At 63.0% G+C, this 16,417-nt stretch carries 13 protein-coding genes; 9 read left to right on the forward strand and 4 right to left on the reverse strand.

The annotated features are described in order from the left end of the window. Window positions 1-401 precede the first annotated feature (401 nt). Window positions 402-2,195: a thiamine pyrophosphate-requiring protein gene (locus L0U84_RS43700; protein ID WP_233860362.1), complete on the reverse strand. Its 1,794-nt coding sequence runs from the start codon at window positions 2,193-2,195 to the stop codon at window positions 402-404. A 168-nt stretch (window positions 2,196-2,363) separates the two neighbouring features. Between L0U84_RS43700 and L0U84_RS43705 the strand changes: the two genes are divergently transcribed. The 8 genes from L0U84_RS43705 (at window position 2,364) to L0U84_RS43740 (ending at window position 11,503) form a co-directional block, all read left to right on the forward strand. Beyond that, window positions 2,364-3,506, forward strand: a complete 1,143-nt coding sequence (locus tag L0U84_RS43705) for an enolase C-terminal domain-like protein (RefSeq protein WP_233860363.1) — start codon at window positions 2,364-2,366, stop codon at window positions 3,504-3,506. Window positions 3,507-3,591: 85 nt separating this feature from the next. Further along, window positions 3,592-4,554 carry a hypothetical protein gene (locus tag L0U84_RS43710; RefSeq protein WP_233860364.1) on the forward strand — a complete coding sequence of 321 codons (963 nt, stop codon included), beginning with the start codon at window positions 3,592-3,594 and terminating at the stop codon, window positions 4,552-4,554. Further along, window positions 4,551-5,198 (forward strand): gluconate 2-dehydrogenase subunit 3 family protein, encoded by a 648-nt coding sequence (locus L0U84_RS43715; protein ID WP_233860365.1) that lies wholly within the window; start codon window positions 4,551-4,553, stop codon window positions 5,196-5,198. Before L0U84_RS43710 ends, L0U84_RS43715 begins: the two co-directional genes overlap by 4 nt. Continuing rightward, complete coding sequence (locus L0U84_RS43720; protein ID WP_233860366.1) at window positions 5,188-6,831, forward strand: GMC family oxidoreductase; 1,644 nt, start codon at window positions 5,188-5,190, stop codon at window positions 6,829-6,831. The genes L0U84_RS43715 and L0U84_RS43720 overlap by 11 nt, the downstream gene beginning before the upstream one ends. A gap of 46 nt (window positions 6,832-6,877) precedes the next feature. Continuing rightward, entirely contained in the window at window positions 6,878-7,882 is a 1,005-nt protein-coding gene (locus L0U84_RS43725; RefSeq protein WP_233860367.1) for an SDR family oxidoreductase, read from the forward strand. A 2-nt stretch (window positions 7,883-7,884) separates the two neighbouring features. Continuing rightward, window positions 7,885-9,642 (forward strand): glycoside hydrolase family 15 protein, encoded by a 1,758-nt coding sequence (locus L0U84_RS43730; RefSeq protein ID WP_233860369.1) that lies wholly within the window; start codon window positions 7,885-7,887, stop codon window positions 9,640-9,642. A gap of 120 nt (window positions 9,643-9,762) precedes the next feature. Then, the gene (locus L0U84_RS43735; protein ID WP_233860370.1) at window positions 9,763-10,263 is read left to right on the forward strand and encodes a flavin reductase family protein; all 501 of its coding nucleotides are present in this window, start codon (window positions 9,763-9,765) and stop codon (window positions 10,261-10,263) included. A 103-nt stretch (window positions 10,264-10,366) separates the two neighbouring features. Further along, the gene (locus tag L0U84_RS43740; RefSeq protein ID WP_233860371.1) at window positions 10,367-11,503 is read left to right on the forward strand and encodes a glutathione-independent formaldehyde dehydrogenase; all 1,137 of its coding nucleotides are present in this window, start codon (window positions 10,367-10,369) and stop codon (window positions 11,501-11,503) included. A gap of 119 nt (window positions 11,504-11,622) precedes the next feature. On the opposite strand, the gene L0U84_RS43745 is transcribed toward L0U84_RS43740, so the two are convergent. The 3 genes from L0U84_RS43745 to L0U84_RS43755 all read right to left on the reverse strand — a co-directional run bounded on the left by L0U84_RS43745 (window position 11,623) and on the right by L0U84_RS43755 (window position 15,204). Beyond that, complete coding sequence (locus L0U84_RS43745) at window positions 11,623-12,900, reverse strand: phosphatidylserine decarboxylase family protein (protein ID WP_233860372.1); 1,278 nt, start codon at window positions 12,898-12,900, stop codon at window positions 11,623-11,625. A gap of 56 nt (window positions 12,901-12,956) precedes the next feature. After that, complete coding sequence (locus tag L0U84_RS43750; RefSeq protein ID WP_326491262.1) at window positions 12,957-13,988, reverse strand: flavodoxin family protein; 1,032 nt, start codon at window positions 13,986-13,988, stop codon at window positions 12,957-12,959. A gap of 187 nt (window positions 13,989-14,175) precedes the next feature. Continuing rightward, on the reverse strand, window positions 14,176-15,204 hold the full coding sequence (locus L0U84_RS43755) for an SDR family oxidoreductase (protein ID WP_233860374.1): 1,029 nt from the start codon (window positions 15,202-15,204) through the stop codon (window positions 14,176-14,178). Between the two features lie 416 nt (window positions 15,205-15,620). Here L0U84_RS43755 and L0U84_RS43760 point away from each other — a divergent pair. After that, window positions 15,621-16,417 (forward strand): GAF domain-containing protein (locus L0U84_RS43760; RefSeq protein ID WP_233860375.1); only part of this gene is annotated, 797 nt, incomplete at its 3' end.

Below are 16,417 nucleotides of genomic sequence, written 5' to 3' on the forward strand. Positions count from 1 at the left end.
AATCGGCAGCGCAATGGAACGAGCAAGCGTGACGCGATCGCGTGTATTTGTCCGGTCCCGATCCAGGACAACCGGCCTGTATTGCATCGGCGTGCTCCCAGTTCCATTGCTTGCGTGTTGGCCAGCCACTCTTCCGACCTCGCGTAGCAAGAAGTCTCATAGCAAGAAACGAGCGCGCTCGCCGACGGGTCCGGGAACATTCTGTCAACGGTAAGCCAACGCTGACCAGAAGCGACATGCCCGTCTGGCGGCGACTCAGGGACCGACACGTTGTGCCCCCGGGGACCGCTCCGTCTGCACGAGCACGACACAGCACTCTTTCAGTGAGCGCTCGCCCGGCTGTAGGTTTTACTCACAATGTGATATTTACAAAATTCTTCTCGCAGAGCCACGTCGCGCGTTCAACCTTTTCCGTTGGGAATGACCGCCCCCAGCACCTGCCGCGCGGTATTCGCTATCACGCTGCCCTCCTTCGGATCGCCTTCCATCAACGTCCGCGCAAACGCCCTCGCCTGGGCGAGCGTCACATGCGGCGGCAACGGCGGGACTTCCGGGTCGGTTTTCACTTCGAGCACGACGGGTCGCCGCGCGGCCAGCGCGGCCTCCCACGCGTCCTGCAACTGCTCCGCCTTGTCGACATAGATCCCGGTAAGTCCCACCAATTCCGCGAACCGGTGATAAGGCACGTTCGGGAGCTGCTGCGAAGCATTGAACTTCGGGTCGCCTTCCATCACGCGTTGCTCCCACGTCACCTGGTTCAGGTCCTCGTTATTCAGCACCATGCAGATCCAGCGGGGATCGGCCCACTGCTGCCAGTATTTGGCCACCGTGATCAGTTCGGCCATATTGTTCATCTGCATGGCGCCGTCGCCGACCATCGCGATCACGGGGCGGCCCGGATAGGCAAACTTGGCGGCGATCGCATACGGAACTGCCGCGCCCATCGACGCGAGGCCGCCCGAAAGCGACGCCATCATCCCGCGGCGGATTTTCAGGTCGCGCGCATACCAGTTGGCGCACGAGCCGGAATCGCTCGTGAGGATCACGTTATCGGGCAGACGCGGTGACAGTTCCGTAAAAGCGCGCTGCGGATTCACGCCGTTGCTGGCTGGCTGATGCGCGCGCTCGTCGAGCGTCTCCCACCAGCGCGAGGTCCAGCGCTCGATGCGGCCTCGCCAGGCATTGCTGTCCTTCTGCTTCAGCAAAGGCAGCAGTGCCCGCAACGTCTGCGCGCTGTCACCGACCAGATTGACTTCCATCGGATAACGCAGGCTCAGCATGTCCGCCTTGATGTCGATCTGCACGCCTCGCGCGTCGCCCTCCTTAGGCAGAAATTCGGAGTAGGGAAAGCCTGAGCCGACCATCAGCAACGTGTCGCACGTGTTCATCATTTCATAGCTGGGCTTCGTCCCCAGCAGACCGATGGACCCCGTCACCCATGGCAGGTCGTCCGGCAGCGCGGCTTTGCCGAGCAGCGCTTTTGCGACGCCCGCGCCGAGCCGGTTCGCCACTTCGATCACTTCGTCGGTGGCCTGCAATGCGCCCGCGCCCACCAGCATCGCGACCTTGTGTCCCGCGTTCAGCACGTCCGCCGCCCGTTGCAGGTCTTCCTGCATGGGGACGATTTTCGGCCGCGAATAGCCGATGCCGGAATGGGCGGTGCCGTGTTTGCGCGCGGGCGACTCGTATTCGAGGTCCTGCAGATCGTTCGGCAGGATCAGCGCCGTCACGCGCCGCTCGGACAGTGCAATGCGAATCGCGCGATCGACGAGGTGGCGCACCTGCGCGGGCACACTGGCCTGCTGAACGAACGCGCCGGCCACGTCCTTGAACATCGCCGCGAGATCGAGTTCCTGCTGATAATGCGCCCCCAACGCTGCCCTCGCCTGCTGGCCGACGATCGCCAGCACGGGCATGTGGTCCATCCTCGCGTCATACAGGCCCGTGATCAGATGCGACGCGCCAGGCCCGGACGTCGCGATGCAGACGCCAAGTTCGCCGGTGAACTTCGCATGCGCGCTCGCCATGAAGGCGGCCATTTCCTCGTGCCGCGCCTGCACGAATTCGATCTTGCCTTCCGCACGGTTCAACGCGCCGAATACGCCGTTGATGCCGTCCCCTGGATAGCCGAACATCCGCTTCACGCCCCAGTGATGCAGCCTGTCCACAATAAAGTCGCCTACCGTCGTCGCCATGAGAGTCTCCCGCCATAAGAAGTGGCCTGCGATGCAAGGCAATCAGCAAGAGTCGCGCCCCGTCACGGATGAAATGCCGCCGTAAGGCATAGCGCTTGCTGCGGCAGTCGTTAGCAGAGCAAAGCGGATAACAGATCAACCTCGCGATCAATCCAACGCGCGACGACCATGCAAAACCACGCAGCCCCCCACTCGAACTCCGATCGTTTCGCCGCGGCTCCGATCACGGAAATCACGGCGCACGCGTATACGATTCCGACCGACGCGCCAGAGGCGGACGGCACCTTCGAATGGAACGCGACGGCACTCGTGGTGACGGAGGTCGAGGCGGGCGGAATCCGCGGCCTCGGATACACCTACAGCGACACCTGTGCGGCGATGCTGATCCGGAACACGCTGGCGGAGGTGCTGCTCGGCGAAGAAGCGTCCGCGCTCCCGTATCTGTGGCGAAAGATGCAGCGCCGCGTACGCAATCTGGGTCGCGAAGGCATCGCGGCTACTGCTATTTCTGCGCTGGACTGCGCGTTGTGGGATCTGCACGCGAAGCGCCTCGACGTTCCTCTCGTCAAGCTGCTGGGTCAGTCGCGCGAACGGGTGCCGGTGTACGGCAGTGGTGGCTTCACCACGTACACCGACGCGCAGATGACTGAGCAGTTGAGCGGCTGGGTGCAGAACGACGGATGCCGCTGGGTCAAGATCAAGATCGGCAGCGACGCGGCGCGCGATCCGTCGCGCGTGCGATGCGCGCGTAGCGCAATCGGTCCCGAAGCCGGTCTTTTCGTTGATGCGAACGGCGCGTTCGACATCACGGCCGCCCAACACTTCGCCGAAGAGTTCGTGAGCGAAGGCGTGCAATGGTTCGAAGAGCCTGTGAGCTCCGACGACCTGACAGGCTTGTCCGCGATCCGAAGCCGTGCGCCTGCCGCCATGGATATCGCCGCGGGCGAGTATGGCTACACCACGGACTATTTCAGACGCATGCTCGAACGAGGTGCGGTGGACGTGCTGCAGGCCGATGCGAGCCGTTGCGGCGGCATCACGGGATTCATCGCAGCCGCGCAACTGGCGTCCGCCTTTCACATCCCGCTGTCTGCGCATTGCGCCCCCGCGCTGCATCTGCACGTGGCCGCTGCGGTGCCTGGCCTGCGTCATCAGGAGTGGTTTCACGACCACGTGCGCATCGAGTCGATGCTGTTCGACGGGGCACCGTGCGTCATGCAAGGCAGCATCTCGCCGGATCTATCCCGCTCTGGCTGCGGCCTCGACTTCAAGCACGAGGACGCGAAACGCTTTGCGACCGGCGTGCCATGAGCAAACGTTGACCCGCGACGCCCAGTGCCCCAGTGCCCCATCGGCCGCTTGCCCACAAAGTGATTGATAAACCGATCCGCTGACGATGAAACAGACAACCTTATATATGCTTGGCGCGCTGTGTGCGGCTTCCGGCGCCGCCGCGCTGGCGGCAACGAGGAAGCGTGGCGAGGTCCGCGAAGGCGCATGGCCACGGGCACGGCCGCCCTTCGCGTCACCGGCGATACCTGGAGCGGAGCACGAACACATCAGGGCCGCGCGTGGCTTCAACCACAGTTCGGCACTGCTCGCTTTTTCCGCACTGGCCGATAGCGCGGTCGAACACTATCGAGGCTCGTTCGACAACAACGCCATGTATGCGCCGCTCGCCACCGCGACCTGCGCGTTGCTCGCCGGTCTGCATGGCGGCGTGGACAGAACCGAGGCCTCCCATGCGGTCCGGCATGCGGTCTATCTCGCGGCGGTATCGACGGGCGTGGCGGGTACCGCATTCCATCTGTACAACGTCACCAAACGTCCGGGTGGATGGAGTTGGCACAACCTGTTTTACGGCGCGCCACTGGGCGCACCACTGACACTGTTGTTGTCCGGCGCGCTGGGCGCGGTCGGCGAACGGCTGCGCAACGAGCCTGCCGAAGATCCCCAGCTGTTCGGCATGCCTGCGGGGAAAGCGCTTGCGCTCGCGGCGAGCATCGGCCTCGTGGGCACCGTCGCCGAGGTCGCGTTGCTTCATTTTCGTGGGGCATTCCAGCATCGCGCGATGTATGTACCGGTAACGGTCCCGCCGGTCGCGGCGGTGCTGCTTACGCACGCTGCGCTGTGCACGCCGCAGCCGCGCTGGCTCACGCGCACATGGTTGCGCATGACGGCGACACTCGGTTTGGTCGGCGCCCTGTTCCACGCGCGCGGCGTCGCGCGCAGCCAGGGCGGCTGGCGCAACTGGTCGCAAAACGTGCTCGCCGGTCCGCCGTTGCCAGCACCGCCGGGCTTCACTGCATTGGCGATGGCCGGTCTCGCGGCATTGCGCATGAGGGAGACGGAAAAATGAGCCACGGCGATTTTGTCCCTGCTTATCCGGACTACGACGTTCTCGACAAACGCGATACGCCGTCATGGGACGAGGCGACGCGTACCGTCATCGACGATCGCATCGGCACTCCCGACGCGCCCGCATGGTGCAGTCCCGCTGAATGGTGCACGCTGCATGCGCTGTGCGATGCAATCGTCCCGCAGCCGGCAAGCCGGCCGCGCGTGCCGCTTGCCGCGCTGGTGGACCGTAAGATCGCGAAAGGCCGAAGCGATGGCTATCGCAACGCGCAGCTTCCACCGTTGCAGCAGGCCTGGCGCATCGGCCTCGCGGCGCTCGAGGACGAAGGTCTGCGTCACTATCGCGCCGGATTCGCGGACCTCGACGAGCGTACGCGCATCAGCCTCATTCAGGCGATGGAGCATGGAACGCTGACTCGCGACGCGTGGCAGGCAATGCGTTGCGACCTGTTCTTCAGGGAGCGGGTACTGCACGACATCTGCACGACCTACTATTCGCATCCATCGACGTGGAGCGAGATCGGCTTCGGCGGCCCGGCGAATCCGCGTGGTTACGTGCGCATGTACTTCAACCGTCGCGACCCGTGGGAAGCCGTCGAGGCCTCGCAGGCAACCGGATCGCAGGAGACCACGCGTGCTCGATGAAGCCCTTCGCCATCCCCGCGGCAAGGACGGCCGCGCCCCGGACGTCTTCACGCGCGGCGGCTGGCTGCCGATGCGCGAGTATCCGCGCCATGAGGAAGTCGACTTCGCGATTGTCGGCACGGGAGCGGGCGGCGGCACGCTCGCCTGCCGGCTTGCCGAACAGGGCTTCAAGGTCGTCGCCTTCGATGCGGGTGCGTGGTGGCGGCCGCTCGAAGAGTTCGCCTCGGACGAAACGCATCAGTCGAAGCTGTACTGGACCGACGAGCGGATCGTCGACGGCGACGATCCGCTCGTGCTCGGCGCGAACAACAGCGGCAAGGCAGTCGGCGGCAGCACGGTGCACTTCGCGATGGTCTCGCTGCGCTTCAGGCCCGAATGGTTCAAGGCGCGCACGTTGCTCGGCTACGGTGCGGACTGGCCTCTCGACTGGCGGGAAATGTGGCACTACTACGCGTACGTCGAAGACGCGTTGAAGATCGCCGGACCGGTCAGCTATCCGTGGGGCCCGAAGCGGCCACGCTATCCGTATCGCGCGCATGAAATGAATGCAGCCGCGCTGGTGCTCGCAAAAGGGGCGGAGGCACTTGGTATCGCCTGGAGCCCGACGCCCCTCGCCACCGTATCGGCGCCGCGCGGCAACGCGCATCCGTGCGTCTATCGCGGCTTCTGCGTGTCAGGCTGCGCGACCAACGCGAAGCAGAGCGCACTCGTCACGTGGATTCCGCGCGCCGTCAAAGCGGGCGCCGAAATCCGCGACCTCGCGATGGTCGGACGCATCGACGTGAACCCCGCGGGTCGTGCAACCGGTGTCGAGTATCTGCGCGAAGGCCAGTGGCAATTCCAGCGCGCGCGTCATGTGGTCGTCGCGGGCTATGCGATCGAAACGCCACGGCTGTTGCTGATGTCAGCCAACGCGCAGTTTCCGGACGGACTCGCCAACCGTTCTGGCCTCGTCGGCAAGAACCTGATGGTGCAGTCGAATCAGGCGGTGTGGGGCGTAATGGAGGACGAGGTACGCTGGTACAAGGGGCCGCCTTCGCTGTCCATCACTGAGCACTGGAACTACACGGACAAGGGCAAGGACTTCTTCGGCGGCTACGCGTATATGAGCCAGGGGCCACTGCCAGTGGTCTGGGCGCAGACACAACTGGGACGTGGCCTGTGGGGCCAGCCGCTGCTCGACGAAATGCAGATGTACAACCATCAGGCCGGGCTCAAGATCGTCGGCGAAACGCTACCGCAGGAACGCAACCGCGTGACGCTCGCCGATGAAAAGGATCAGTACGGACTGCCGATCGCGCGGGTGAGCTGGAGCTATTGCGACAACGACCGGAGGCTGATCTCGCACAGCCTCGCGTTCATGACGCGGGCGCTCGAAGCGGCCGGCGCGACGCGGATCTGGGCCCAGCACGACGATACCTGCCATCTGAACGGCACAGCCCGCATGGGCGATGATCCGCATACGAGCGTCGTCAATGCGGATTGCCGCAGCTGGGATATTCCGAACCTATGGATCTGCGACGGTTCGGTGTTTCCGACCGTAGGCGGTGTGAATCCGTCGCTAACCATTCAGGCGATCGCCTGTCGCACGGCGGACAGGATTGCCGTGCTGGCATCGCGGGGCGAACTGTAGACACACGCACGCACGCCGCCGCATGAACGCCGGGGAGATATAAGCCATGAAGAAGAGCCACACACCGCAAACGGTCGTGATCACCGGTGCGACGGCTGGCCTGGGCCGCGCCACCGCGCTCGAATTCGCACGGCATGGCGCCGACGTGGCACTCCTCGCGCGCGACGTCGATGCACTTCAGCAAACCGCTCAGGAAGTTCGCGCCGCTGGAGTACGTGTGCTGTCGATCCAGGTCGATGTGAGCGATGCCGAAGCCGTCGATGCCGCGGCGGCGTCCGTCGAGTCGCGCCTCGGGCCCATCGACGTCTGGGTCAACAATGCGATGGTGACGGTGTTTGCCCCCGTCGACGCGCTTTCGCACAAGGATTTTGCGCGGGTGACCGACGTCACGTATCACGGTTTCGTCTGGGGCACGATGGCAGCGTTGAAACGCATGCTCGAACGCGACCGCGGTGTGATCGTTCAGGTGGGCTCCGCTCTCGCCTATCGGTCGATTCCGCTGCAATCTGCGTATTGCGGCGCCAAGCACGCTATACGCGGCTTCACGGACGCGTTGCGCTGCGAGTTACATCATCGCCACAGCAGTGTGCACGTCACGATGGTGCAGATGCCCGCGTTGAACACGCCCCAGTTCGAGTGGGCCGAAAACGGCATGCCGCTCGCGCCGCGTCCCGTGGCGCCGATCTTTCAGCCGGAAGTCGCAGCACGCGCGGTCTATTGGGCGGCGACGCACCGACGCCGCGAAGTGTGGGTCGGCGCGTCGTCGATCAAGGCGATCGTGGCCAACCAGTGGATACCGGGTTGGCTCGACCGCTATCTCGGGCGTACCGGTGTCGATGCCCAGCAGGACGATTCGGTAGCCCGTGGAGCGCAGCACGCGTCGAACCTGTGGGAGCCTGTCACGGCTCTTCATCGCGTGCATGGCAGGTTCGACGCCGATGCGTCGTCGTCCAGTCCCGCGCTCTGGCTGGACACGCATCGAGGCTTCGCGATGCTCGCCATCGCGACACTGGCGACGCTGTGTGTGGGCGTGCTGCGCCGCCGGATCTGATCATGGCGTTGCGCCTCGAAGACTACGCGATGCTCGGCGACGGTCAAAGCGCAGCCCTCGCCGGCCTCGATGGTTCTATCGACTGGCTATGCTGGCCCGCATTCGATTCGAGCCCCTGCTTCGCCGCGCTGATCGGCGAGCCCGACAACGGTTTCTGGCGGATCGCGCCCGATGCTGGCGTCGTGTCCGCGCGCCGTCGCTACCTCGACGCTTCGCTGGTCCTTGAGACGACCCAAGAAGCCGCAAATGGCACGCTCGAACTGACCGACTGGATGGAATGGGCCGCGGCGCCGCCGCGCATTTGCCGGCGCGTGCGATGCGTATCGGGCCGGGTGCGGATCACGAGCGAGTTGGCTGTACGCTCCAACTACGGCCGGGCGCTTCCCTGGCTGCGTCCATTGGACGACCGGATCGCTGCGGTCAGCGGACCCTGGACGATCTGGTTCGATACGAAGCAGGCATCGTCCATTCGCGACGCGCGCATATACAGCGCGTTTGAACTCGCGGCCGGCGAGGTTTGCGATTTCGTACTCACCTGCACCCGGTCTCACGAACCTCCACCGAGACGGTTGCACGTATCCGAGTCGCTACATGGAGCGCTCGCCTTCTGGCAGCAATGGTCCGCAGCGCAACCTGTACACGGGCGCTATAACGATGCAGTGACACGATCGCTGGTCACGCTCAAAGGACTGATGAATCGCCAGACTGGCGGTATCGTCGCGGCTCCAACCGGCTCGTTGCCGGAACGCATAGGCGGCGACCGGAACTGGGATTATCGCTATTGCTGGCTGCGCGACGCGAGCTTCACGATGCTGGCACTCGCCGCCAGCGGTGTCAGCGAAGAAGCGCAGGCATGGCGGGACTGGCTGGTGCGTGCCATCGCGGGGCATCCGGCGCAGACCCAGATCATGTACACCACGGATGGCGCGCGCCACATTGTCGAGTGGGAATGTTCATCGCTGCGTGGATATGAAGGTTCGCGCCCGGTACGTTTCGGCAATGCAGCCGTGAACCAGTCGCAACATGACATTTACGGCGAAGTGATGAATGCGCTATATGTCGCGAGGCAGCATGGCTTGCCGCCCGATGAGGATGCATGGCTGCTCGAACGCAGCCTGATCGATCATGTCGCGGCCATCTGGCGCGCCGCCGATAGCGGCCTGTGGGAGTTTCGCGGCGCGCCGCGGCACTTCACGTTGTCGAAAGTCATGGCATGGGTCGCGGTAGATCGTGCGATTCGCTGCGCGGAAGAGTTTCATCACCGGGCCCCCGTTGCCAGATGGCGACGGCTTGCCGCTACGATACGCAACGACGTGCTGGCGCACGGTTTCAATCAGCACGTGAACGCGTTCACCCAGTCCTACGGCAGCGAACCGCTCGACGCGAGCCTGCTGCTGATGCCTTTGTTCGGCTTTCTTCCTGCGGAGGACCCGAGAATACAGGCAACGGTGAGCGCCATCGAGCGGGAACTGATGGCGGATGGGCTCGTGTTTCGCTATCGCAGCGGCCCATCCGGGAGGGCTCAGCATGAGCCGGACGAAGGCGCGTTTCTCGCATGCAGCCTGTGGCTCGCGCAGGTCCGGCACTTGCAAGGTCGTCACGATGACGCGCGCACACTGTTTGAACGCGTGCTGGGGTTGCGCAATGACGTGGGGCTTCTCGCGGAACAATATGACATCCGGGCAAAGCGCCAATGCGGCAATTTTCCGCAAACGCTGTCCCATGTCGCGCTGATCAATACGGCGATCGTGTTGGGCTGACACCCGCAGCGTCGCCACGCTTTGCCGGCAAGCCATAAAAGTGCGCCCTGATCTCTCCAGCTTCCCGCGCTAAGCCGACCACCGGTGCGATCCGCCCTATCACGACAGACAGGAGGAGCTATGAGCAGCATCGCCGATCTTTTCAGGCACCTGACGGCGGGCGTGTACGTGATTGGCGTTTCAGACGGCGATCGCCGCGACGCGTTCACGGCAAGCGCGGTCATGCAGGTTTCGTTCTCTCCACTGCTTATTGCAATCGGGACTAGCCCGACTCACGAGTCCTACAAGCTTCTTGAACACGGACAGGGATTTGCCATCAGCGTATTGCGAGCGGAGCAACAGGATCTCGCGCGCCACTTCGGAACGCAGTCGGGCCGCACTGTCGACAAACTCGCATCGACGCGCTGGCAGCCAGGTATGACGGGGGCGCCCCTTCTGCTCGATGCGCTTGCGCATTTCGATTGCCGGGTGGTCAATGACGTCGAAGCGGGAGATCACAGGCTGGTCGTTGGGCGCGTGCTGAATGGCGCGATTGTCAGTCCCGAAGGCGAGCCGCTCGTCTATGCGCAGACAGGTAATCTCGACGGCAGCGAGGGCCTTTACCCCGCAACGTTTTCCTGAGAGCGATCTGCCGTTCGCTTTTCTCGCTCACCGGGCATGCGTGCTGCTCGAACCCGAGCACGGTAGTCAACCGACGAGCCGCGCCATTCTCGAGGAGTTCAGCATGAAAGCACTGGTTTATGAAGGTCCACGCAAAGTTGTCGTGAAGGAAATGCCGGATGCGAAAATCGAGCGACCGACGGATGTGCTCGTGAAGATCACGACCACCAATATCTGCGGTTCGGACCTGCATATGTACGAAGGCCGCACGAATATGGAATCGGGCCGGATTCTCGGGCACGAGAATCTCGGTGGCGTCGTCGAAGTGGGCAACGCTGTCGAGCGCATCAAGACAGGCGATCGGGTGTGCATGCCGTTCAATATCGGCTGCGGTTTTTGCAAGAACTGCGAGCGGGGTCTGACCGGGTTCTGCTTGACGACCAATCCCGGTGTCGCAGGCGCGGCGTATGGATTTGCCGGTATGGGGCCGTATAGCGGCGGCCAGGCGGAATATCTGCGCGTGCCGTTCGGCGACTTCAATTGCCTCGTTCTGCCGCCCGACGCCGAAGAAAAGGAAAACGACTATGTGATGCTGTCGGATATCTTTCCGACGGGTTATCACGCAACCGTGCTTGCCGGTGTCGAACCCGGCGATAGCGTTGTGATCTACGGCGCAGGGCCGGTGGGTTTGATGGCCGCGCTCTCAGCATCGATCAAGGGGGCCAGCAAGATCATGGTGGTGGACAGCCATCCGGACCGGTTGAAGCTCGCGGAGAAGATCGGCGCGATACCCGTGGATGACAGCGACGGATCGTCGGCTGACCGGATTCTCGAGATGACCGGCGGAGAAGGCGCCGATCGCGGCTGCGAATGCGTCGGCTATCAGTGCAGTTGCAAAGGCCACGAAGTGCCGAATCTGACGATGAACAACCTCATCAAGGCGGTGCGTCCCACAGGCGGAATCGGCGTGGTCGGCGTGTTCGTCGCCGAAGATCCCCACGCCGAAGATCCGTTGCAGAAGAAAGGCCAACTTGCGCTCGACTTCGGGCAGTTGTGGATGAAGGGACAGCGCATTGCGACCGGCCAGGCGAACGTCAAGGCTTACAACCGCAAGCTACGCGACCTGATTGCGGCGGGCAAGGCGAAACCGTCGCAGATCATCTCTCACGAGTTACCGCTCGCGAGCGCCCCTGATGGATATAAGCACTTCGACGAACGGGACGATGGCTGGACGAAGGTGGTGCTCAAACCCGCGGCTTAAGGGACTCTATGACGACCTGCGCTCAAACAGACATCGCCGTTTCGGCGCAGGCTGGAACGGCTCACGGCAAGAAACCGTAACCTTGCCCGGTCGCGCGACTGGGGATGCCCCAATACGCCCTATTCCTGTCGGCTTGGATCGCGCGTACCGGCCGCGGTGGCAATGGTCGCATTCACCCTGACCGGCGGGCCGTTGTCGTCAAACGGCGGTTCGACAACGAAGCGGCTTATCACGCCGGGCTCGAAAACCAGGCAGCAGGTCGAGCCGCCATACTGGAAGAAGCCCAGTTCGTCGCCTTTCCTGACATGCTGGCCAGGCAGCGTCTCGATCATGCAGGACGACACGTCCGCCATGCCCACGAATACGCAGGCCACGTGACCGACTGCCGGGTCGTCACAAGCGATGACGATTACCGCGCGCGCGGCGAGCGCGGTGATATAGCCTTGTGAATCGTTCAGACCGCTTGGGTCCTCGCCTTCGCTGTCGGCATTCGAATAATAACTACCGTCGACTGCATAAGCGTGCGTAATCACGCCACTTACCGGCGCATGCCAGCGGTGATAATTGAATGCGCTCAGAAATGCCTGGTACACGGAACCGCCGGCAAAACGCCGCGGCAGTTCGGGCTGATGCAACGTCAGCATGTCCTGCAGCGAATACGGCTGCGATTTGATCCAGAACGTGTCCGAGAGTTTTACGTCGTGCTGGATGTTATACGGCGCGGCTTCGCACGCGCTGACAATCACCCTATCGTCGTCCGGTTCGTCAACAGGCCGCTCTCCAGCGCGAAATCGTCGCGTGAAGAAGTCGTTCCACGAAGTGAATCCCCAATAGCGTTGACGAGGATCGCAGACGAATTGCGACAGCGCTATGCGTCTATCGGCTTCGGCACAAAACCATCCGTCCGGCGACGACGTGTTCAGGTGTTCGCGCGAATGCGGGCCGCTCAGAAAGCCGCACCAGCAGTTCAGCACGTGCTTGAGTTGCGCGTTCAGAGCCGGATCGCGAAACAGCGCATAGCCGGATGGCATGCACATTGGCCAATCGAGCACCGCGTTCAGGGGGCAATGAATCAGGCCTGATTCGCTAAAAGGCGGCGCGTACGTCATCAAGTAGTCGACGATCGTCATCAACTCGTCGATCGACGCATAGCCGAGCACATAGCCCGCTTCCTGCGCCTGAGCAATGGCCCGCGTCATATCCATCCTAAGCACGGGATCACCTTGCACGAGTGCAGCAAGTTCGTCGACGGCACGCGTGCGCGGCGAATTGTCCGCCCGCTCGCGCGCTTTTGCTGCGAGATCGCACCGGTAGCGTGCGAGGTGGGCTTCGTCCCGCGGCAACCACTCCCCTAGCCTGCGCCGCTGTGTCTGGGTATCCGCTGCGTCGTCTGCCATGCGTTGCCTTTCCAGGTTGGTTGAAGTGGGAATAGCGGCTTGAGAAGTCAAGCAAGTCATTTAGCGCGCGGCGGGTCAAGACCGTCGTCGGGTTCTTTTCGGCCGTTACGGATCTGTTCGACACAGGTCGCCACCGCCTCGGCGACGTTGGCGACTTCAGTGCGCATGTCCCCGTCATGATCGAGTGTCACATGGCTCGTCGCATAAGGCTCGTAGTAGCCGATAAAGCGATCCAGACGCGACTTCGCGCCTGACTCGATGAGGCCCATCCAGTCTAGCCAGTCCGTCAGTGCGCGCCGGGAGCCTTCAATGCCGGCGACGTCGCCATGCACAACGAGGCCGTATGCCCGACCCGCGAGATGCTTTGGGTAATGCCAGCCTGCGAGTTCGAGACGCTTGGCTTCGTCCGCATTCTTGCCGTGCGTGGAAGTCGGGTCGGGATTGCCGCCATCCGCGCAAACGAGGCGATCCATCAGCAGTTTCAGCGGACCGGTCACCTGATACCAGTAGACCGGCGTCACGAACAGCACACCGTGACACGCGGCGAAGCGCTCATAGATTTCGTTCATCCAGTCGTTGACGAGCCCGAGCGAGTGATTCGGATAGCAACTGCAAGGCCAGTGGCAAAGCGGCATGGCGGTCGACACGCATCCTTTGCACGGGTGAATATGCAGGTCATGATCGGAGTTCAGACGCGACAGGTCGAGTGAGTCGACTTCGCAGGATCGGCGCTCAAGCGTCTCCTGCGCGATTGCAGCTAGCCGGAAGCTCTTCGACATTTCACCGGGACACGTGTAGTCGTTGCGCGCCGATGCGTTGACGACCAGTACGCGCGATGGCGTCGCCGGATCGCGTTGGCGCGATTCGGCAGCCTTGATCCGCTCGCTGGCGGCGCGCCATTCGATCGACAGATCGTAGTCCGGGTCTGCAAAACCGGCGCCTGCTTTTTCCGTCAATGGCGATTTGCGTGCGTTCGAATACGCATCCCATGCAATGGCTTCGAGGCGCGCGAGTGCTTCGTCTTCCTGGCGAAATGCCGGATCGTAGAAGCGTGCCATGAACCGCTCCCGAAATGCGTCACGCGACATGGGGTCCGTGACCTGACCTTTTCGGACGTCGACGGTTTGACGTGGATCAGCCAGTTTGGATCGGGCGCTCATGACGGCTCGCGAGTGACGGGGACTGATTCCAAGTGGAGCAAGCCTCGTACCTCGATCGAGCCTTTCGTTTACCTGCCGGAACCACTATTGTGTCGTGCAGCCGCACCTTCCATGTTCAAGGTTGCCCCTCGCCTCCAGACGCGCCATAGACCTGCCCCGTAATGTAACTCGATCGCGCAGCTGCAAGCTGCACATAGATGGGAGCGATTTCAGCAGGCTGCCCTGGACGCCCCATCGGCGTTTGCGCGCCGAATTGCACGACGTTCTTCATCGTCTGTCCGCCGCTGACCTGCAACGGCGTCCAGAATGGACCCGGCGCCACCGCGTTCACGCGTATCCCGCGCGCGACTAGCTGCTTCGCCAGCGACTTCGTGAAGTTCGCAATCGCGGCCTTCGTCATCGCATAGTCGAGCAGGTTGATCGAAGGATCGTAAGCATTCACCGAACTCGTATTGACGATCGCAGCGCCAGCCGGCATATGGGGAATCGCGGCTTTGGTAATCCAGAACATTCCATAAAGATTGGTGCGCAACGTCCAGTCGAAATCTTCGGTGCTAATGTCGAGGATCGAATCGTGACTGTGCTGGCGCCCTGCGTTGTTCACCAGAACGTCGAGTCCACCCATGCCGTTGGCCGCGCGGTCGACCATCTGTTTGCAGAACGTCTCGTCGCGGATGTCACCCGGCAGCGCAAGCGCAGTGCGGCCCGCGGAGCGGATCAACTGAACCACTTCCTGCGCGTCCGGTTCCTCCGCAGGCAAATAGACGATCGACACATCCGCGCCCTCCCGTGCGAACGCAATCGCGACCGCGCGACCAATGCCCGAATCGCCGCCGGTGATGAGTGCCTTGCGGCCAGCAAGCAGCCCGCTGCCGCGATAGCTCGATTCGCCGTGATCGGGACGCGGCGTCATGCGGCCGGCAAGACCCGGCCACGGTTGCTGCTGCTCGGGAAAAGGCGGATGCGGAAATAGCGAGCGCGGATCGCGCACGGCGGAGCCTGACACGGGCGTCGACGGGGTGCTGCCGCTCGCATCCGGCGAGCTGGAATCCGCGAGCGTGTTGCCCGCGAACGCCGCGGCCAGACCCGCCGCAGCACCTTGAATAACCTTGCGGCGGCCCGGAGAAACTTCGTCGGACGGCATGTCGCTCTCCCGGTTGTGCCCTTCAAGTGGGCGTGTGGAACGTCGCGCACGGCGAGTGCCGCGCGTCATGCACGACGTCGAGCAACGCCTATGCCGCGAGGCTGTGCGCCACCGCGTCAACGCCGCTCGGTGCTTCAGTCATCGGCGCCGCAATGACACGGCACTGGCCGTCGCCGCGGCCAGCTGTGCAGGCGGACGAGAGCGACGTCCTCGACGACGACAAACTCCGCATAGGCATCCGGGACTCTCAAAACGAAGGTTGACACCTCGTTCGTCCTGTTTTCACCTCGGCGCGCCCGGCAACAGAGGCATAATGGAAGCCGAGCGTCTGGTAGAAATTACACTTTGCGAAGTTGCCTTGCCGGGTATGCTTTGACGCTCATTCGTGACGCCTTGCGAACGAAAAGGAGGGCAGCATGAGTACGGTCGAGACAGCGCCGCCTCGGGATCTTTACATTACCCCTGAACTGCATCGCCGGGTGCCCAGGGAGGTAGATCACCTTGGCGAAAAGCTTGCGCTACAGGACATTGGGGCGCAGATGCTGGACCATCCGGACCAGGTGCTGCCAAAACTTGTCGAGAGGGCCATGCAGATGACCGGTGCATCGTCGGCTGGAATCAGTGCGCTTGATCTGGAGGACGGTGCTGCTGGGGTCTTTCGCTGGCGCGATCTGCGCGGTGAACTGGCCCGGTTCGAGGGCGCCACGACACCGCGCAATTACAGCCCCTGCGGCGTGTGTCTTGATCGATTCGAGCCGACATTAACGCGCCGTCCGGAGCGCTACTATTCGTGGATCGCAGAAGCCGGTGCGGTATGCCCCGAAGTGCTTCTGGTCCCTCTCTATGTCGCAAACGGCCAACCGCTCGGCACCCTATGGATCGTCGCCAAAAAAGAAGGTCAATTCGATAGCGGTCACGCCCGGATCATGCGGGAACTGGCATCGTTCGTGGGTATTGCGCTCGCCATGCAGCAGAGTCAGGACCGACTCCGGGCCGCTCTCGCAAATCAGGAAATGGTGGCGCGCGAGATGGAGCATCGGGTCAACAACGTGTTCCAGATCGTCGACGCCATGATTCAGATTGGCAAACGTTCAGCGACTTCGACCGTGGACTTCGCCGACACACTCTCAGGCCGACTACATGCGCTCGCCGCGTCACATTCGCTCGTCAGACAGGGATTCGGGTTAGGGCTAGACGTACCGCGATCAGCCGC

The sequence above is a fragment of the Paraburkholderia sp. HD33-4 genome, from assembly GCF_021390635.1.
Taxonomy (GTDB): Bacteria; Pseudomonadota; Gammaproteobacteria; order Burkholderiales; family Burkholderiaceae; genus Paraburkholderia.